The following is a 17,010-nucleotide window of genomic DNA, read 5'->3' as shown; positions in this document are numbered from 1 at the left end:
CCTACTTTCCGAACCTCGGCACGTGCGGGGGGCGGAGGGGAAGGGCGACGGTCTTGAGGTCGGTGTAGAAGTCCAGGGCGTAGGTGCCCCCCTCCCTCCGGTCCCCGCTTCCCTTCACCCCGCCGAAGGGCGTGGGCAGGTGGCGGACGTTGTGGCTATTCAGGTAGACCATCCCCGCCTCGAGCTCCAGGGCGAGCCGGTGGGCCCTTTCCAGGTCCCGGGTGAAGACGTAGGCGGCGAGGCCGTACTTGGTGTCGTTCGCCTTCCTCAAGGCCTCCTCCTCGTCCTTGAAGGGGATGGCCACGAGGACGGGCCCGAAGATCTCCTCCTGGGCGATTTTCATGTGGTTCTCCCCCACGAAGACCGTGGGGAGGAGGTAGTTCCCCCGGGAGAGGTCCTCCCCCCGGAAGGAGACCCTGGCCCGCTCCCCGCCCACGAGGAGCCTCGCCCCTTCCCGCTTCCCCGTTTCCACGTAGCCCAGGACCCTTTGAAGGTGCTCGGGGTGGATCAGGGGCCCCACCTCCGTCTCGGAGTCCAGGGGGTGGCCCACCCGGATGGCCCTGGCCCTTTCCGCCACCTTCCCCACAAAGTCCTCAAAGATCTTCTCCTCCACGAGGAGCCTGGAGCTTGCCGTGCACCTTTCCCCGTTGAAGGAGAAGATCTGGAAGACCACGGCGTCTAGGGCCCTCTCCAAATCGGCGTCGGCGAAGACCAGGGCGGGGCTTTTGCCGCCGAGCTCCGGGGAGAGGCGCTTGAGGTGGTCTGCGGCGTTGCGCATGACGATCTTCCCCGTCTCCGTCTCTCCGGTGAGGGTGAGGAGGGGGACGAGGGGGTGGGCCACCAGGGCCGCCCCCGCCTCCTCGCCATAGCCCTGGACCAGGTTGAAGACCCCCGGGGGAAGGTCCGCCTCCCTTAGGATCTCCGCGAGCTTCGTGGCGGTGAAGGGGCTCCACTCCGCGGGCTTCAGGACCACGGTGTTCCCGAAGGCGAGGGCGGGGGCGATGCGCCAGGTGGAGAGCATCAGGGGGGCGTTCCAAGGGGTGATGATTCCCACGGGGCCTGCGGGAACCCGCACGGTGTAGTAGAGCCAGTCCCGGTCCACGGGGAAGGTCCGGTCCTCCATGGCGTGCTCGGCGTACTCGGCGTAGAAGGCGAAGTTCTCCGCCGCCCGGGCCACCTGGGCCCGGACGATCCTCAAGACCTGCCCCGCGTCCAGGCACTCCATCACGGCGAGCTCGTCGGCGTGCTTCTCTATGAGCTCGGCGATCCTTAAGAGGTAGCGCTTCCTCTCCTTGGCCTTGGTGCGGCTCCACCTCCGGAAGGCCTCGTGGGCCGCCTTGGCCGCCCGGTCCACCTCCCTCTCCCCGCCCCTTGCCGCCACGCCCAGGACCTCGTTCGTGGCGGGGTCTAAGGAGGGAAAGGTCTCCCCGCTTTCCGAGGGGACGAACTCCCCGGCGATGAAGTGGAGGGCGGGCCTTTCCTTGAGGCGCCGGCGCACCTCCTCAATCGTCTCCCAGGAAATCCCGGCCACCCGGTCCGCGTACCTCATGGCTCCTCCTCTATGGGGTTCTCCAGGGCCCCAAGGCCCTCAATCTCCAAACGCATCACGTCCCCGGGCCGCACCTGGCTGATCCCCTTGGGGGTGCCGGTGAGGAGGACGTCGTAGGGCTCCAGGGTCATGAACTCGGAGATGAACTCCAATAGCTCCGCCACGGAGTAGAGCATCCTCGAGGTGTGCCCCTCCTGCCTAAGTTCCCCGTTCACGTAGGCCCGAAGCCAAAGGTCCTGGGGGTCTTCCACCTCCTCCACCACGAGGAAGGGCCCCAGGGGGAGGAAGGTGTCCCGCCCCTTGGCCCGGATGGGGGGGCGGAAGGTGTTGGTCACGTAGTCCCGGGCCACGAGGTCGTTGGCGATGGTGTAGCCCAGGACGTAGTCCAGGGCGTCCTTGGCCCTCACCCGCTTCATGGGGCGGCCCACCACCACGGCGAGCTCCACCTCGTAGTGGACGAACCTCGCCCCCTTGGGGTAGAGGACCACCCCCTTGTGGGGGAGGAGGCTGGAGTTGGGCTTCCAGAAGAGGGCGGGCTCCTCGGGGCGCGCTAGGCCAAGCTCCTCGGCGTGATCGGCGTAGTTCAAGGCCACGCCCAGGACCTTCCCCGGGGCGAAGGGGAGGAGCCAGGTGACGTCCTCGGGCCTGTGGGCCTCCCCCGCCTCGTCCAGGAGGAGGCCTTCCCGGTAGACCCCCTGGTGGACCCTTCCCTTGGCGAGAAACCGGGCGAGCTTCACGCCACCTCCTTCTGGGGGATGAGGCCGTAGCGCTCGGCCATCCGCCTAAGCCTCTCCTCCACCTCCGGGGTGGTGGAGCCCAAGGGGGGCCGCCACTCCTTTTCCAGTAGCCCCATCCAGGAGAGGACGGTCTTTAAGGGGATGGGGTTCGTGTCCCAGAAGATGGCCTCGTTGGCCTCGAGGAGGTAGAAGTGCATCTCCCGCGCCCCCTGGTAGTCCCCCGCCAACGCCCTTTCGCAGAGGAGGGCCACCTCCTTGGGGAGCCAGTTGGCGGTGGCGGCGATGGTCCCCACCGCCCCCAGGCTCATCATGGGGAGGGTGAGGCTTTCCAGGCCGCAGAAGACGAGAAAGTCCCGCCCCGCCTCCAAAAAGAGGTGGGAGAGGTACTCCAGGTCCTTGGAGGAGTGTTTGAGGCCCACGATGTTGGGGAAGTCCCGCCTCAAGCGCCCCACGGTCTTGGGGGCGATCTCCACCCCGGCCCTTCCCGGGATGTTGTAGATGAGGAGGGGAAAGTCGGGGACGGCCCTCGCCACCTCGGCGAAGTAGCGGTAAAGCCCCTCCTGGTTGGGCTTGACGTAGTAGGGGACGATGACCATGGCCCCCTGGGCCCCGGCCTCCTGGGCGAAGCGGGTGAGCTCCAGGGTCTCCTCCAGGCGAAGCGCCCCGGTCCCCGGGATCACGGGGACGCGGCCCGCCACCTGGTCCAGAACCACCTCCATGGCCCGCTTCCTCTCCTCCAGGGTCTGGGCGCCGGGCTCGCCCGTGGTGCCCCCCACGCTCACGCCGTGGGAGCCCCCCTGGACGGCCCGCTCCACGAGGCGCCTTAGGGCCTCCTCGTCCAACCGGCCTCGCCGAAAGGGTGTGGGTAGGGGCGGTATGGAGCCGCGGAACATGCTTCTCCTTTCGCCCTCCAGGATGCCCCGGGGGCGGAGGGGGGACAACTGGAGATTTAGACAACTCATCGGGATTTTTTGGACTTTATAACAAAGCAGGCCCCGCTTGCCGGGGAAAGGAGGGGAGTGTATTGTTTAAATACACAATGGCCGCGGGAGTTTTTGGAGAAACCCCCCTGGGCTTCACCGCCCTCTGCCGGGACCTGGGCCTAAAGGTCCTGGTGCCCTCGGAGAGGCCCGTCCTCTACCTCCTCCCCGAGGCGAGGCCCCTCCTCTCCCAGGAGGGGGCCCTCCTCCTCTTCCGCCCGGAGGGGGGGCTCTTCCGCCACCGCTCGGCCTCGGGCTTCCTCCTCCCCGGGCCCGACCCGGAGGTGGAGGCCTTCTGCCGAAGGGAAGGAATGGGCCTGGCCCTCTACCCGCCTTGGCTGCGGAAGGAGGAGGTGGAAAGCGCCTTGGCCTCGAGGCTCTTCGCCCTGGGTCCCGGGCTCGCCCTGGCGGGGCTTTTGGACCTCCTCCTGAAGCTTCCCCCAAGGCCCCTCCTGGAAGTGCTCCACCAGGCCACGGGCCTGGCCCTGGCCCAGGTGGCCTCCTGGGGGGAGGTCCTGGCCTTCGCCGGCCCCGTGCCCCCACAGCACCCCAAGGAGCCGGGGGATGGCCGGGGGTACCTGGCCCTGGAGGCGGGGGAAGGGGTCTTGGTGGCCTACGGGGAGGAGGGCCTTCTCCGGCGGGCCTTCGGGCTTTTGCAGGTGGCCTCCCACCTCCTCCGCCTAAGGGCCCTGGAGCGGGGCCTGGAGAGGATGCAGGAGGAGTCCTTGGGCGGGGCCCTTCTGGAAGGCCTCATCCTGGGGGAGGCCGAGCCCGAGCGCCTCTTCGCCTTCGGCTTCACCGAGGGGGTGGAGTGGGTCTTGGCCCTGGTGGAGCCCCCGGCCGTCCCCGGCCGCCACCGCCTGGCGGAGGAGAAGCGGCGGGAGGCCACCTTGGAGCTTCGCCGCCGGGCCGGGGCCTACCTGGACCGGCTCGGCGTCCCCTACCTCCTCACGGCCCGGGGGAACCGGGTGGCCGCCATGTGGCAGGTGCACAACCCGAGGCGGGAAGCGGAGGCCCTCCTCGAGGCCCTACCCCCGGGAAGCCGCCTGGGCTACTCGGCGGTGCACGCCGGCGGCGGGGTGCAGGAGGCCTACCGGGAGGCCCTCATCGCCCTCAAGGCCGCCCGCCCCGGCGAGGCCCTCTCCTTCACCGGCCTTGACCCCGTGGCCTTCGTGCTCCTCCAGCAGTCCCCCGAGGACCTCAAGGCCCTGGTGGAGCGGTACCTTCCCCTGCCCCCCAAGTGGGTGAAGACCCTCGAGGCCTACCTCCAGACCCGCACCCTGGAGGAGGCGGCCTCCCGCCTCAACGTCCACCCCAACACCCTGCGCTACCGCCTGAAGCGCATGGAGGCCCTCCTCGGCCCCCTCTCCCAGCCCGAGACCTTGGCCCGGGTCCACCTGGCCCTGAGGGCGCGGGAGCTCCTCCTGGGCTAAGGGCCCCCCGTAGAATGAGGGCATGAAAAAACCCTTGAGCCTGCTCCTGGTCCTTTGTATTGGGGCCGCCTTGGCCCAGACCCTGGTGGAGGCCACCGCCGTGGCCGCCCTGGCCTCGAGCTTGGACCCCGCCGTGCGCCTCCCCGCGGGAAGCTACAAGGCGAGGAGCCTCGAGCCCATCCTCCTCCGCTTCCCCGAGGCCAAGGGGTACGCCCTGGAGGCCTTCGCCGCCAAGGGAATCGCAAGCCGCCTCCACGCCGCCTTCGTGCAACAGGTCCTCACCCACTTGGCCGCCGCCGGCTACTTCCTGGAGGGCCAGGAGGAGAAGGTGGTGGGCGGGGAGGTCCGGACCAAGTACGTGCTCAAGGACGGACTCGGGAGGACGGCCTTGCTCCTGGTGGTGCGCAAGGGGGACGAGCTGGTGTACGCCTTCGGGAAAAGCAAGTGATTTATTTCACGATTTCACCCGCTTGTGCTAAAGCTCTCCCCATAAAGCCGCCCCCCAGAAGCCCACACCTCCCATCCTCCCCCAAAGGAACCGCCACCCCTCTCCCCCAAGCCCGAAGGCCAGGCCAAAGCCCATCCCCTCCCTATACAGGACCCTTCCGGAGAAGCCCAGGGCCTCGAGGGCGCCCTCCACCCCCAGGCCAAACCCCCAGGGGTAAACCCCCTCTAGGGTGAAGAGGAGGCCCCCCGCCGCCCAGGAGGCTCCAAGGAGCCCCGAAAACCCTCCCTCCCACCGCCCTTCCCCGTAGAAAAGCGCCTCTCCCAGGCGCCCCTCCGCGGCCACCCCCGCCCCGCCCCGGAAGAGGTAAGCCCGCACCCCCTGGCCCCGCACCTCGGCGAACCCTCCCCGCTCCCTCACCCAGCCCGCCCGCGCCACGACCCCTTCCCCGTACCAGGAAAGGGCCCCGCCCCACACCCCTTCCTCTCCCCCGGCCGGGGAGGGCCTGTTCCAGGTGTAGGGGTAAAGCCGCCCCTGCCCGAGGGAGAGGGGGAAGCGGCCGAGCTCCAGCCCCCAGGGCCCTTCCCAGAGGGTCAAGGAAAGGCGCTCCAAGCTGACCCCACCCTCCCCGCCGGGCAACCCCAGGTAGGGGACCAAGGAGAAGGCCACCCGCCCCCCCTCCCAGGAGGAAAGCCCGGCCAGGCGCAGGTAAAAGGCGGCCCTCCCCTCCCCACCCCAGACCCCAAGCTCCAGACCCTGGGCCAGGGCCAAGGAAAACCCCAAGAGGAAGCCCAAGGCCCTCCGGATCAAGCCCTCTCCTCCCCCACGACCCGCCCGTCCTCCAGGCGGACCACCCGCCGCACGTGGGCCAGAAGGCGGGGGTCGTGGGTGGAAAAGAGGAAGGTCACCCCCCGCTCCTCGTTCAGGGCCTTCATCCGCTCCACCAGGGCCAGGCCCGTGCGGGAGTCCAGGTTGGCCGTGGGCTCGTCGGCCAAGACGATGAGGGGCTCGGCGGCCAGGGCCCGGGCCACCGCCACCCTTTGCTGCTCCCCCCCGGAAAGCTGCCGGGGGTAGCGGTGGGCCTTGTCCTTCAGGCCCAGGGCCGCCAAGGCCTCCAGGGCCTTGGCCTCCCGCACCCGCCTCTCCACCCCCCGGGCCTCCAGGACGAAGGCGGCGTTTTCCAAGGCGGTGAGGACCGGGAGGAGGTTGTAGGCCTGGAAGACGAGCCCCACCTTCTCCAGCCGGAGCCGGGCCCGGGCGGCCCGGGAAAGCCGGTCCACCCGCACCCCGTCCAGGAAAACCTCCCCTTCCGTGGGCACGTCCAGCCCGGCGAGAAGGTGGAGGAGCGTGCTCTTGCCGCTTCCCGAAGGCCCCACCAAGGCGGTGAACTCCCCGGCCTCCACCTTCAGGTCCACCCCCCTCAGGGCCTCGGTCTCCACCCCGTCCCCCCGGTACACCTTGCGCACGCCTTTGGCCTCTAGGATGGGCATACTTCCTCCTTTAGGGCACGTAGCGCATGGCCTCCACGGGCTCCAGCCTCCGGGCGAGCCAGGCGGGCCACAAGGCCGCCCCCAAGGCCACCCCCACGCTGTAGCCCAGGGTGAGGAGAACCTCCTTCACCCCAAGGCGGCCGTAGAGCACCTCGGGCAAACCGAACTCCCGGTACTGCTCCAGGATCCACTGGGGAAAGGGAAGCCGGAAGCCCTCCTTGAGCTCCAGGTAGAGAAGAAGGCCGAGCCCAAGCCCCACCAGGGCCGCCCCTCCCACCAAAAGGAGGCTTTCCCAGAAGACGAGGGCCATGACCTGGGAGCCGCTAAGGCCAAGGGCGGCCATGAGCCCGAACTCCCGGACCCGCTCCACCAGGGAGAGGTACAGGGCGTTGAGGAGGATGAGGCCCGCCAGGACAAAGAAAAACCCCAGGTAGACCGCCATCACCACGTCGTAAAGGGGGAGGATGGCGGCGTAGGTGGGGTTGGCCTCCAGCCAGGTCTCCACGGAGAGGCCGGGAAGACCGGCCGCGAGCCTGGCCTTGAGCGCCTCCAGGGGGGCGAGCTGGTAAAGCCCCACCTCGGGAAGCCGCACCTCCAGCCGGGTCACCCGCCCCGGGGCCAGGAGGGCCTGGGCGTCGGCCAGGGGCAGGAGAAGGGTGCGGGCCTCCAAGGAGGTCTCGGGGAGGTCCAGCAACCCCACCACCCGGAGGGCCACGATCCCCAGGCCAAGCCCCCCGGGGGCGTAGACCACCACCTCCTCCCCCAGGCCCACCCGCAACGCCCGGGCCAGGGCCTCCCCCAAAAGGGCCTCCCCAGGACCTTGAGGAAGCCGGCCCGCCTTGAGGAGGCGCTTCTGCCTAAGAAAGCCCGGCTCCGTGAGGCCGGTGAGGGAGGCGGGGCGGCTCCGATCCCCGGCGATGACCAAGGCGACGCCCTCCAGCACCCCTTCCACCTGGGCCCCCGGGGGGAGGTCCAAAGCGGGGGGAACGAAGGCCAGGCGGTCCAGGTCCTCGAGGTCCCGGTAGCCCGCAACCCGCACCACCAGGTGCCCGGTGCGCTCCAGGAGGAGGCGGAAGAAGGCGTCCATCGCCCCCCCGTACACGGAGAGGAAGAGGATGGAAAGGAAGACCACCAGGGCCACCACGCCCCCCGTGGTCAGGCTCCGCCCGGGGGTGCGCAGGAGGTTGCGCCAGGCCAGGCGCAGCACCTAGCACCCCCTTTCCAGGTAAAGGGGCTGGAAGCACCGCTCGGGCACCGGGCCCACCTGGGCCTCGAGGACCTGGACCAAGGTGCGGTAGCCCGGGCGGAGGAGGTCCTTAAGCTCCATCTCCCGAGGCAAATGGGCCCCGTCCAGGCGCTGGTAGGCCCTAAGGAGAAGCTCCCGGACCGCCTCCCCCCGCTGATCGTAGTAGACCACCCGCTCCACCAACCCCTCCCGCAGGTACACCTCCACCTTGCCGTAGGGCGTGGGGGCCCCGGGCTTGGGGAAAAGGCGCAGCACCCCGCCCTCCTCCGCTACCTCAAAGAGGGCCTCCAGGTCCCGGCCCATGAGGTCCTGGTAGGTGAGGTCGGAGCCCAGAAACCGCTCCGACCGCCCCGTGGGAGGCAGGCGCAGGGTGCGGCCCAAGCGGGGGTCAAAGAGGTACAGGTCCTGGCCCAAGGACAAGTAGGCCTGCCCCGCCTCGCTCTTGGGCTCCAGCACCCGCACGTGGGCCCTTTCCCCGTCGGTGAAGACCTGGAGGCGGTAGGTTTTGCTAAAGCCAGGCCGCTCCACCTTCAGGACGTAGACCGCCCGGTGGGCCGGGCCCCTCAGGTGGTCCAGGGCCGCTTTCAGCTTCTCCAGGGGGCTTTGCCCCCAGGCCCAAGCCAAGAAGAGCAACGCCGCCAAGAGCCTCGCCATTCACACCTCCTTGAGGTAAGCGGAAACCTCCATCCGGAGCAAAAGCCGCCCGGGGAAGAGGAGGGCGAGGAGGGCGGAAAGCCCCACCACCAAAGCGGCCACCAGGGCGTAGCCGGGACGGACGGCGGTGTAAAGGTGCTCCGCCAGGCCCGCCTCGGGCAGAAGCTCCGCCGAGAGGCGCATCAGGGGGCCGAAGACGTCGTGGGTGGCGGTGTACCACAAAAGGGCGTAGCCCCCAAGGAGGCCCGCGGCGAGGCCAAGGCCGCTGGCCAAGGCGGCCTCCAGGGCCACCTGGCCGGCGAGCCGCCAAGGGGCGAGGCCCAGGCTTTCGGCCACGGCGAACTCCCTGAGCCGCTCCCGGACGCTCACGTAGGCGGTGCTGGCCACGGCGATGGCCGCCAGGAAGAGGAAGAGGCCCAGGAGGGGAAGGTAGAAGAGGCGGCTCGCCTCGTAGTCCGCGCGGATGGGCCCCATGAGGGACCAGATCCCCCGGGCCTCGAGGCCCGGGGGCAGGCGCCGGTTGAGCTCCTGGGCCAGGGCCTCCTCCTGCCCCCTCGGGGCCTCGAGGGCCAGGTGGGTGGCCCAGACCCCGGTGAGGCTCCGGGCGTCTTCCAGGTGGAGGTAGACCCCGGCGAAGTCCACGTTGGAAACCCCGGCCCTGAGGATCCCCACCACCCGAAGGCCCAAGGCCTTCCGGCCCGTCTCCACCACCAGCCGCTCGCCCAAACGCACGTCCAGCCTCTCCGCCAGGCGGTACCCCAGGACCACCTCCCCCGGCCCCGCAAGAAAACGCCCCTCGGCCACCTTGGAGGGCACCCGGGAAAGGGCCCGCTCGCCCCCCGGGTCCACCCCCAGCGCCTCTGCCCCATGGGCCTTGTAGGGGGAGCGGAGGAGGACGGGGAGGGCGAGCCTGGGGGTCTGGGCCAGGACCCCGGGGTGGTCCACCCGGAAGGGCGCCTTAAAGCCGCTTTGCGGGTCGGGGTCCTGCCACCAGGCCTTCGGGGCCACCACCACGGGGGCCTCCACGTACCGGGCGTAGCTTTCCACCAGGCTTTCCCCGTACCCGTCCAGAAAGCCCAGCATGAAAAGCACCGCTAAGGTGACGTAGCCCACCACCAGGGAAAGGAGGAGGGCGCGCCGCCTGTGGCGGAGCACGTTGCGCCAGGCGAGGCGAAGCAGGGTCATCCTTCCTCCCGAAAGCGCTCCAGGAGCTTGGGAAGCTCCTCCTCAAAGAAGGCGTAGAGGTCCCGCATGGCCCGAAGCCGCTCCCCCCTCCCCTCTCCCACGAGGGCCAGGCCCCTTTCCGCCTGCTCCCGAAAGAGGCCCAAGGCCTGCACCTTCTGCAAAAGGAGGCGCCGCCACGCCCCAGGGCGCACCGCGTAGCGGTCCGCCCGCTCCCCGGGGCGGCGTAGGCGCTCCGCCAAGCCCAGGCGCACCAGGAGGTGCAAGGCGGGGCTTAGGGCTCCCTTGCTTACCCCCAAGGCCTCCCCGATCTCCCTGGCGGTCTGCTCAGGGGGGTGGGCCACCAGGAGCCAGGCCAGCACCCGGCCCGCCATGCGGGGAAGCCCCGCGCCCTCAAAGAGGAGGGCGGTTTCCTCTACCCAGGCCTCGAGGGCGGGACGCATGGCCTTAGCCTACGGGGTTCGGAAAGTTTGGTCAAGCGTGAACTCCAAAAACCCAAGCCCCCCTCCCGCAAAGGAAGGTAGGCCCGGAGGGGGCTAAAGCTCCGCCACGTCCACCCGCTCCAGCACGGGAAGGGCCCTCAGGGCCTCCAGGACCTCGGGGGAGGGCTTCTGGTCCACGGTGAGCACGAAAAGGGCCCGGCCGCCGGGCACGTCCCGCCCGAGCTGCATCCCGGCGATGTTCACCCCGGCCTCCCCCAGGAGGGTCCCCACCTGGCCCACCACCCCGGGGCGGTCGTAGTTGACGCAGACCAGCATGTACCCCTCGGGCACCACCTCCAGGGCGTAGCCGTCAATGCCCACCAGGCGGGGCTTCCCCCCGATCACCACTCCCCGGGCCCGGCGCTCCTCCTGGTCCGTGGTGAGCCTCGCCTCCAGAAGCCTCGTGTACTCCCCCGCCTCCTCGGAGCGCAAGGTGGTGAGGGCGATGCCCCGGTCCTTGAGGAGGGGCCTCGCCGAGACCAGGTTCACCGCCCCCTCCCCCAGGACCCTGGAGAGAAGCCCTTTGGCCACGGCGCTGGCCACGGGCTCGGGGTCCTTTTCAAACCGGCCCAGGAAGCGCACCTCCAGGGCCTGGGGGCGGCCCCGGGTGATCTGGGCGAGGAGCTTGCCCAAGGCCTCCCCCAGGGGGAGGAAGCCCCGGAGGGCCTCCAGGGCCTCGGGGTCAAACCCGGTGTTCAGGGCGTAGGAGAGGTCCCCCTCCAGGGTGCGCACCACCCTCTCCAAGATGGCCTCCCCCACCCTTTCCTGGGCCTCGAGGGTGTTCGCCCCCAGGTGGGCGGTGTGGACCACCCTGGGGTGGTGGACGAGGGGGTGGTCCTTGGGCGGGGGCTCCTCGGCGAAGACGTCCAGGCCCGCGGCGAAGAGGTGGCCCTCCTCCAGGACCTCGAGGAGGGCCTTCTCGTCAATGATCCCGCCCCGGGCCGCGTTCACCACCACCGCCCCCCGGGGCAGGAGGTAAAGCTCCCTCCGGCCGATCATCCCCCGGGTCTCCTCCGTGAGGGGGGTGTGGACCGTGAGGAAGTGGCTCTGCCGAAGGAGGTCCTCCAGGTGCTCCAGAAGCTCCACCCCGAGGCTTTCCGCCCGGGTCTTGGGGATGTAGGGGTCGTAGGCCAAGACCCGCATCTCAAAGCCCTTGGCGAAGCGGGCCACTTGGCTGCCGATGCGGCCTAGGCCCACGATGCCCAGGGTCTTCCCCTTGAGCTCCAGACCCAAAAACTTCCGGTCCCACTCCCCGCTTCGGATCTTCCGGTCGGAAAGGGCGATGCCCCGGGCGGCGGCGAGGAGGAGGCCGAAGGCGAGCTCGGCGGCGGAACGGGTGTTGGCCTCGGGGACGTTCACCACCAGGATCCCGAGGCGGCTTGCCGCCTCGAGGTCCACGTTGTCCACCCCCACCCCGCCCCGGCCCACCACCTTGAGGCGCTTCCCCCGCCTCAGGAGCTCGGCGTCCACCTGGGTGCGGCTTCGGGTGATGAGGGCATCGTAAGCTGGGATGACCTCCAAAAGCTCCTCCCGCCCGATCCCCGGGCGGTAGTCCAGGACGACCCCCGGGTACCTCACGTCCCCAAGCCGCATGTCGTCGGAAACCAGCACCCGCCACATATACCCTTGACCCTAGCACGGGAAAAGGCCCTTGGGCAAGGGTTCCGGTACACTACACGGGGCCTTGTGGTATCCTGGCCCAGAGCAAAAGGAGGCCTATGAAGGTAGCCTTGGTAACCGACTCCACCGCCGACCTGCCCAAGCCCCTTCAGAGGGAACTGGGGGTCCGGGTGGTCCCCCTTTACGTGAACCTGGGGGGCCGGGTGTATCGGGACTGGGAGGAGATCACCCCCGAGGAGATCTTCCAAAGGGTGCGCTCCGGGGAGGCCTTCCCCAGCACCAGCCAGCCCTCCCCCGAGGACTTCGCCCGGGTCTACGAGGAGGCCCTGGGGGAAGCGGACCACGTCCTCTCCCTCCACATCTCCAGCCGGCTTTCCGGCACCCTGCAGTCGGCGGAGCTGGCCGCAAGCCGCTTCCCCGGCAGGATCACCCTCTTTGACAGCCGGGCGGCCTCCTTGGGCCTCGGCATGATGGTCCTCAGGGCCAAGGAGCTTCTGGACCAGGGCCAGGACCTCCAGGGCGTGGTGGCGGAGCTTGAGCGGATCCGGCAGGACCACTTCGTCCGCTTCACCGTGGCCACCCTGGAGTTCCTCAGGCGGGGAGGGCGCATCGGCGGGGCCCAGGCCCTCCTGGGCACCCTCCTCAACATCAAGCCCATCCTCACCCTCAAGGACGGCCGGGTGGAAACCGCGGGCCGGGCCCGGGGGGAGAGGAAGGCCCGGGAGGCGATCCTCGAGGACTTCCGCGCCTGGGGAAAGGGGCGGGGAAAAATCCGGGCCTTCTTCCTCTACAGCGCCGAGGAAGGGGCCGTGAAGGAGCTCAAGGAGATGGTCCTCGCCTCCGGGCTTCCCGTGGAAGAGGCCCTGGTGAGCGAGCTCGGGGCGGTGATCGCGAGCCACACGGGACCGGGAACCTATGGCTTCTACGCCTACAGCCTCTAGCGTGGCCTTCGTGGCCGACTCCACCCTGGGGCTTTCCCCGGAGGAGGCCCTGGCCCACGGCATCCACCTGGTGCCCCAGCAGGTGGTCCACGGGGGAAGGAGCTTCCGCGACCTCCTGGACATCTCCCCGGAGGAGGTGCTGGCCCTCCTGGCGAAGGGGGAAAGGCTCACCACCAGCCAGGTGGCCCCGGAGGACCTACGGGAAACCTACGAAAGGCTCCTCGCCACCCACGACCGGGTGGTCTCCGTGCACGTCTCCGGGAAGCTTTCCGGGACCGTGGCCACGGCCCAAGGGGTGGCCCGGGCCTTCGGTTCCCGGGTGAAGGTGCTGGACTCCTGGTCCTTGAACGGGGGGCTCTGGCTGGTCCTGGAGGAGGCCCGGCGGCTTTTGCGCTTTGGGGTGGCCTGGGAGCGGCTGGAGGAGGCCCTCGCCCCCTACCGCCAGAGGGTCAGGGGGTACGTCCTCCCCCAGACCCTCACCTACCTCCACCGCTCGGGGCGCATCGGGGGCCTGGCCCACTTCGTGGGGGGGCTCCTCCGGATCCTGCCCATCCTCACCTTTCGGGAAGGCCGGGTGGAGGCCGGGCGCAAGGTGCGGGGCTTCGGGGAGGGCCTGCGCAAGGTGGCCGAGCTTTTCCGACAAGAGTTCCCAGAAGGGGGCCTGGTCCACCTGGCCCACGCGGGAAACCCCGAAGGGGTGGAGGCCCTAAAGGCCCTGGTGCAGGCCGAGGGGGTGGAGGTCCTGGCCACCCTCCAGGCGGGGGCGGCGGTGAGCGTGCACGCGGGGCCCGGGACCGTGGCCCTCTTCGCCGGGCCCAGGAGGTAGGCGTGCGGGCGGTGGTGCAGCGGGTCTCCGAGGCCTTCGTGGAGGTGGAGGGGGAGGTGGTGGGGAGGATCGGGCTGGGCCTTCTGGTCCTCCTCGGGGTGGGGCAGAAGGACACCCTCGAGGACGCCCTCTACCTGGCCCGCAAAATCGTGGCCCTGCGGGTCTTCCCCGACGAGGCGGGGAAGATGAACCTCTCCCTCAAGGACGTGGGAGGGGAGGTGCTTCTGGTGAGCCAGTTCACCCTCTACGCCGACACCCGCAAGGGCAACCGCCCCTCCTTCGTCAAGGCCGCTCCCCCCGACCAGGGAAAAAGGCTCTACGAGGCGGCCATAGAGGCCTTCCTGCAACAAGGGGTGCACGTGGAAACGGGGGTCTACGGGGCCCACATGCGGGTGCACCTGGTGAACGACGGCCCCGTGACCCTCCTCTTGGACTCGGAGGAGCGGCTTAGACCCCGGTGACCCCCTGGGCCCCGGGAGGGCTCTCACCCGCCTCATGGGGAAAGGGCATAGGCTAAAGCGCGCCCTAAAAAGCGCGGGATAGGCATGAAAAAAGTAGAACCCAAAGACTGGATCCCCCTCATCAAGCCCTACACCAAGCCCCACCTCTCCCGAAGCCTCCGCCAGGTGGCGGATACCCTCCTGCCCCTCCTCCTCCTCTTCTACCTGGCCCACAAGGCCCTCGAGGTCTCCTTGCTCCTCACCCTGGCCCTGGACCTCCTGGCCGCCCTCTTCCTGGTGCGGCTTTTCATCCTCCAGCACGACGCCGGGCACGGCTCCTTCTTCCCCAAGAAGTGGATGAACGATGCCCTGGGCTTCTTCGCCGGGGTGCTGACCCTGGTCCCCTACCACCACTGGCAGCTCTCCCACGCCCGCCACCACGCCACGAGCGGCAACCTGGACAAGCGGGGCGTGGGGGACATCTACACCATGACCCTGGAGGAGTACCTCAAGGCCACCCCTTGGCAACGCCTGCAGTACCGCCTCTACCGCAACCCCTTCGTCATGTTCCTCCTGGGGCCCATCTACGTCTTCATGCTCTCCTACCGCCTGCCCCTGGGTTACGGCTCGGAAAAGCCCTCGGTGCGGAACTCCGTGGCCCTCACCAACCTCTTTTTGGTCCTGCTCTGGGTGGGCCTCTACCTGGCCTTCGGCCTCAAGACCCTCCTTTTGGTCTACCTCCCCATCCAGTACCTCGCCGGAATGGTGGGCATCTTCCTCTTCTACGTGCAGCACCAGTTTGAGGACGCCTACTGGGAGCACGACCCCCGCTGGGAGCACCTGAAGGCGGCCATGGAGGGGAGCACCTACCTGAAGCTCCCCAAGGTCCTCCAGTGGCTCACCGGGAACATCGGCTTCCACCACATCCACCACCTGGCCCCCAAGATCCCCAACTACCTCCTGCCCAAGGTGCAGGAGGAGGTGGACCTGGTGAAGGTGGCCCCCACCGTGACCCTGAAGGACGCCCTCAAGATGGCCTTCGCCGACCTTCACCTCCACGACGAGGAGAGCCGCAAGCTGGTGGGCTTTAAGGAGGCCCGAAGGCGCCTGCGGGAAAGGGAGAGGCTCGCTAGTGGCGGAAGTGGCGCACGCCCGTGAACACCATGGCCATCCCCGCCTCGTCCGCCGCCCGTATGGAATCCTCGTCCCGCACGCTTCCCCCGGGCTGGATGATGGCGGCGACGCCGTAGGAGGCGGCAAGGCGCACCACGTCGTCAAAGGGGAAGAAGGCGTCCGAGGCCAAGACGGCGCCCCTGGCCCTTTCCCCGGCGGCCTCGAGGGCGTGCCGGGCGGCGGCCAGGCGGTTCGTCTGCCCCACCCCGATGCCCAGGGTCTGGCCCTCCTTGGCCACCACGATGGCGTTGGAGCGGACGTGCTTCACCACCTTCCAGGCGAAGAGGAGGTCGGGCCACTCCTCTGGGGTGGGGGCCCTTTGCGTGACCACCTTAAGCGCCACGGGGTCCTCGGTGTCCGCGTCCTGGAGGAGGACCCCACCCCTTAGCCGCCTCAGGTCCAGGTAGGCCCCCTGGCCGGGGAAGGGCACCTGGAGGAGGCGAAGGTTCTTCTTCTTAGCGAAGACCGCCAGGGCCTCGGGGCTAAAGGAGGGGGCCAGGACCACCTCCAAGAAGACCTCCGCCATGGCCTCGGCCGTGGCCCCGTCCACGGGGCGGTTGAGGGCCACAATCCCCCCGAAGATGGAGACGGGGTCGGCCGCGTGGGCCTTGCGGTAGGCCTCCAGAGGGGTTTCCCCCAGGGCCACCCCGCAGGGGTTCTGGTGCTTCACGGCCACGCAGGCGGGCCCCTGGAACTCGGAGACCAGGTTCCAGGCGGCCTCCGCGTCCAGGTAGTTGTTGAAGCTCATGGCCTTGCCCTGAAGCACCTGGGCCTCGAGGAGAGGCCCCTCCTCCCCCGCCACCCGGTAAAGCGCCGCCTCCTGGTGGGGGTTTTCCCCGTAGCGCAAGGAGGCCTCCCGCTTGAGGACCAAAAACTTCTCCTCGGGGAACTTCTCCCCAGAAAGCCACTCGGCGATGGCGGCATCGTAGGCCGCGGTGTGGGCGAAGGCCTTGCGGGCGAGCGCCCGGCGGAACTCCGGGGAGGGCCCCGCCTTGAGCGCCTCCAGAACCCGGGGGTAGTCCTCGGGGTCGCACACGGGAAGCACCGCCAGGTGGTTCTTGGCCGCCGCCCGGAGCATGGCGGGCCCCCCGATGTCAATCTGCTCCAGGGCCTCCTCCAAAGAGGCCCCCCGGGCCACCGTCTCCCGGAAGGGGTAGAGGTTCACCGCCAAGACCCCGATGCGCTCCAACCCCAAGGCCTTAAGCTCCTCCTCCTGGTCGGGCCGGGCAAGGAGGGCGGCGTGGACCTTGGGGTGGAGGGTCTTGACCCTTCCCTCCAGAACCTCCGGGAAGCCCGTGAACTCGGAGATGTAGGTGACGGGAAGCCCCGCTTCCCGAAGGGCCTTATAGGTCCCCCCGGTGGCGAGGAGGCGGAAGCCCAGGGCGAGGAGCCCCCTGGCGAAGTCCACAAGCCCCCGCTTGTCCGAAACGGAAAGGAGCGCCCACATGAGAGGGATTGTACTCCCCTGGAAAGGCCTTCCGGGGAGGCTGAACCCGGACAGACACATGTGAGACTGGACGAGTAAAAATGTGGGGACCACTCCAGAAGAGAGGGGGTCCCCACGGATGCAGCTTACCACGGTTGGCAAAGAGGTTTTGCGGGGAGCGCGGAAGGCCCGGGAACTCCAAGAGGCCGGGGCCGGCGATCCCACGGTTCAGGACCGCTTACGGAAGCTCAAACAGGTGGAGGCGCTCAGGAAATACCGGATGGGCTGGCCCGAGATCCAGGAGCTTTTGGGGATCAGCCGGGCCACCTATTACCGCTGGCGGAAACGCCTCAAGGAAGAGGGCCTTGCCGGTCTTAAGCCTCGGT

At 69.2% G+C, this 17,010-nt stretch carries 18 protein-coding genes; 7 read left to right on the top strand and 11 right to left on the bottom strand.

The window, feature by feature from the left end:
- Nucleotide 1 precedes the first annotated feature (1 nt).
- Genes hpaE through hpaI form a run of 3 tightly spaced genes read right to left on the bottom strand, consistent with a single transcriptional unit; the run spans nucleotide 2 to nucleotide 3,179 of the window.
- Complete coding sequence (gene hpaE, locus BLP62_RS05715) at nucleotides 2-1,549, bottom strand: 5-carboxymethyl-2-hydroxymuconate semialdehyde dehydrogenase (protein WP_093006749.1); 1,548 nt, start codon at nucleotides 1,547-1,549, stop codon at nucleotides 2-4.
- On the bottom strand, nucleotides 1,546-2,286 hold the full coding sequence (locus BLP62_RS05710; RefSeq protein ID WP_093006747.1) for a fumarylacetoacetate hydrolase family protein: 741 nt from the start codon (nucleotides 2,284-2,286) through the stop codon (nucleotides 1,546-1,548). The genes hpaE and BLP62_RS05710 overlap by 4 nt, the downstream gene beginning before the upstream one ends.
- The gene (gene hpaI / locus BLP62_RS05705; protein ID WP_093006849.1) at nucleotides 2,283-3,179 is read right to left on the bottom strand and encodes a 2,4-dihydroxyhept-2-ene-1,7-dioic acid aldolase; all 897 of its coding nucleotides are present in this window, start codon (nucleotides 3,177-3,179) and stop codon (nucleotides 2,283-2,285) included. Before hpaI ends, BLP62_RS05710 begins: the two co-directional genes overlap by 4 nt.
- Nucleotides 3,180-3,325: 146 nt before the next feature.
- Between hpaI and BLP62_RS05700 the strand changes: the two genes are divergently transcribed.
- On the top strand, nucleotides 3,326-4,699 hold the full coding sequence (locus tag BLP62_RS05700) for a PucR family transcriptional regulator (protein ID WP_093006745.1): 1,374 nt from the start codon (nucleotides 3,326-3,328) through the stop codon (nucleotides 4,697-4,699).
- 22 nt (nucleotides 4,700-4,721) lie between these two features.
- Nucleotides 4,722-5,147 carry a hypothetical protein gene (locus tag BLP62_RS05695; RefSeq protein ID WP_093006743.1) on the top strand — a complete coding sequence of 142 codons (426 nt, stop codon included), beginning with the start codon at nucleotides 4,722-4,724 and terminating at the stop codon, nucleotides 5,145-5,147.
- 27 nt (nucleotides 5,148-5,174) lie between these two features.
- Here the strand turns inward: BLP62_RS05695 and BLP62_RS05690 are convergent, their stop codons facing one another.
- The 7 genes from BLP62_RS05690 to serA all read right to left on the bottom strand — a co-directional run bounded on the left by BLP62_RS05690 (nucleotide 5,175) and on the right by serA (nucleotide 11,818).
- Complete coding sequence (locus BLP62_RS05690; protein ID WP_093006741.1) at nucleotides 5,175-5,954, bottom strand: hypothetical protein; 780 nt, start codon at nucleotides 5,952-5,954, stop codon at nucleotides 5,175-5,177.
- Nucleotides 5,951-6,634, bottom strand: coding sequence for an ABC transporter ATP-binding protein (locus BLP62_RS05685; protein WP_093006739.1), 684 nt, complete (start codon nucleotides 6,632-6,634; stop codon nucleotides 5,951-5,953). Before BLP62_RS05685 ends, BLP62_RS05690 begins: the two co-directional genes overlap by 4 nt.
- Before the next feature lie 10 nt (nucleotides 6,635-6,644).
- Complete coding sequence (locus BLP62_RS05680; RefSeq protein ID WP_093006737.1) at nucleotides 6,645-7,841, bottom strand: ABC transporter permease; 1,197 nt, start codon at nucleotides 7,839-7,841, stop codon at nucleotides 6,645-6,647.
- Complete coding sequence (locus BLP62_RS05675; RefSeq protein ID WP_093006735.1) at nucleotides 7,842-8,534, bottom strand: outer membrane lipoprotein-sorting protein; 693 nt, start codon at nucleotides 8,532-8,534, stop codon at nucleotides 7,842-7,844.
- Nucleotides 8,535-9,719 (bottom strand): ABC transporter permease, encoded by a 1,185-nt coding sequence (locus BLP62_RS05670; protein ID WP_093006733.1) that lies wholly within the window; start codon nucleotides 9,717-9,719, stop codon nucleotides 8,535-8,537.
- Nucleotides 9,716-10,159 carry a GbsR/MarR family transcriptional regulator gene (locus BLP62_RS05665; RefSeq protein WP_093006731.1) on the bottom strand — a complete coding sequence of 148 codons (444 nt, stop codon included), beginning with the start codon at nucleotides 10,157-10,159 and terminating at the stop codon, nucleotides 9,716-9,718. Before BLP62_RS05665 ends, BLP62_RS05670 begins: the two co-directional genes overlap by 4 nt.
- Before the next feature lie 93 nt (nucleotides 10,160-10,252).
- A complete protein-coding gene (serA, locus tag BLP62_RS05660; protein ID WP_093006729.1) occupies nucleotides 10,253-11,818 on the bottom strand; it encodes a phosphoglycerate dehydrogenase in 1,566 nt (521 codons plus the stop codon).
- Nucleotides 11,819-11,916: 98 nt separating this feature from the next.
- Here serA and BLP62_RS05655 point away from each other — a divergent pair, with 98 nt between their 5' ends.
- The 4 genes from BLP62_RS05655 (at nucleotide 11,917) to BLP62_RS05640 (ending at nucleotide 15,183) form a co-directional block, all read left to right on the top strand.
- Nucleotides 11,917-12,759 carry a DegV family protein gene (locus BLP62_RS05655; RefSeq protein ID WP_093006727.1) on the top strand — a complete coding sequence of 281 codons (843 nt, stop codon included), beginning with the start codon at nucleotides 11,917-11,919 and terminating at the stop codon, nucleotides 12,757-12,759.
- Nucleotides 12,734-13,585, top strand: coding sequence for a DegV family protein (locus BLP62_RS05650; RefSeq protein ID WP_176758152.1), 852 nt, complete (start codon nucleotides 12,734-12,736; stop codon nucleotides 13,583-13,585). The genes BLP62_RS05655 and BLP62_RS05650 overlap by 26 nt, the downstream gene beginning before the upstream one ends.
- Before the next feature lie 2 nt (nucleotides 13,586-13,587).
- Nucleotides 13,588-14,046 (top strand): D-aminoacyl-tRNA deacylase, encoded by a 459-nt coding sequence (gene dtd / locus BLP62_RS05645; protein WP_093006723.1) that lies wholly within the window; start codon nucleotides 13,588-13,590, stop codon nucleotides 14,044-14,046.
- An 84-nt stretch (nucleotides 14,047-14,130) separates the two neighbouring features.
- Nucleotides 14,131-15,183, top strand: coding sequence for a fatty acid desaturase (locus BLP62_RS05640; protein ID WP_093006721.1), 1,053 nt, complete (start codon nucleotides 14,131-14,133; stop codon nucleotides 15,181-15,183).
- On the opposite strand, the gene purH is transcribed toward BLP62_RS05640, so the two are convergent.
- Nucleotides 15,155-16,645 (bottom strand): bifunctional phosphoribosylaminoimidazolecarboxamide formyltransferase/IMP cyclohydrolase, encoded by a 1,491-nt coding sequence (purH, locus tag BLP62_RS05635; protein ID WP_176758151.1) that lies wholly within the window; start codon nucleotides 16,643-16,645, stop codon nucleotides 15,155-15,157. The genes BLP62_RS05640 and purH overlap by 29 nt on opposite strands.
- 118 nt (nucleotides 16,646-16,763) lie before the next feature.
- On the opposite strand from purH, the gene BLP62_RS05630 reads away from it, so the two are divergent.
- Nucleotides 16,764-17,010, top strand: a 247-nt coding sequence (locus BLP62_RS05630; protein WP_143004339.1) for a helix-turn-helix domain-containing protein, incomplete at its 3' end; no start/stop codon positions are given.

It is taken from the genome of Thermus arciformis (assembly GCF_900102145.1).
Taxonomy (GTDB): Bacteria; Deinococcota; Deinococci; order Deinococcales; family Thermaceae; genus Thermus; species Thermus arciformis.
This window is presented reverse-complemented; position numbering and strand designations above follow the sequence as displayed.

Bases quoted from the DNA above. Each gene is read 5' to 3' on its own strand.
- BLP62_RS05640 (WP_093006721.1), top strand. From the start codon at position 14,131: ATGAAAAAAGTAGAACCCAAAGACTGGATCCCCCTCATCAAGCCCTAC.
- BLP62_RS05700 (WP_093006745.1), top strand. From the start codon at position 3,326: ATGGCCGCGGGAGTTTTTGGAGAAACCCCCCTGGGCTTCACCGCCCTC.
- BLP62_RS05655 (WP_093006727.1), top strand. From the start codon at position 11,917: ATGAAGGTAGCCTTGGTAACCGACTCCACCGCCGACCTGCCCAAGCCC.
- BLP62_RS05650 (WP_176758152.1), top strand. From the start codon at position 12,734: ATGGCTTCTACGCCTACAGCCTCTAGCGTGGCCTTCGTGGCCGACTCC.
- BLP62_RS05695 (WP_093006743.1), top strand. From the start codon at position 4,722: ATGAAAAAACCCTTGAGCCTGCTCCTGGTCCTTTGTATTGGGGCCGCC.
- purH (WP_176758151.1), bottom strand. From the start codon at position 16,645: ATGTGGGCGCTCCTTTCCGTTTCGGACAAGCGGGGGCTTGTGGACTTC.
- hpaE (WP_093006749.1), bottom strand. From the start codon at position 1,549: ATGAGGTACGCGGACCGGGTGGCCGGGATTTCCTGGGAGACGATTGAG.
- hpaI (WP_093006849.1), bottom strand. From the start codon at position 3,179: ATGTTCCGCGGCTCCATACCGCCCCTACCCACACCCTTTCGGCGAGGC.
- BLP62_RS05665 (WP_093006731.1), bottom strand. From the start codon at position 10,159: ATGCGTCCCGCCCTCGAGGCCTGGGTAGAGGAAACCGCCCTCCTCTTT.
- BLP62_RS05685 (WP_093006739.1), bottom strand. From the start codon at position 6,634: ATGCCCATCCTAGAGGCCAAAGGCGTGCGCAAGGTGTACCGGGGGGAC.
- BLP62_RS05675 (WP_093006735.1), bottom strand. From the start codon at position 8,534: ATGGCGAGGCTCTTGGCGGCGTTGCTCTTCTTGGCTTGGGCCTGGGGG.
- BLP62_RS05670 (WP_093006733.1), bottom strand. From the start codon at position 9,719: ATGACCCTGCTTCGCCTCGCCTGGCGCAACGTGCTCCGCCACAGGCGG.
- serA (WP_093006729.1), bottom strand. From the start codon at position 11,818: ATGTGGCGGGTGCTGGTTTCCGACGACATGCGGCTTGGGGACGTGAGG.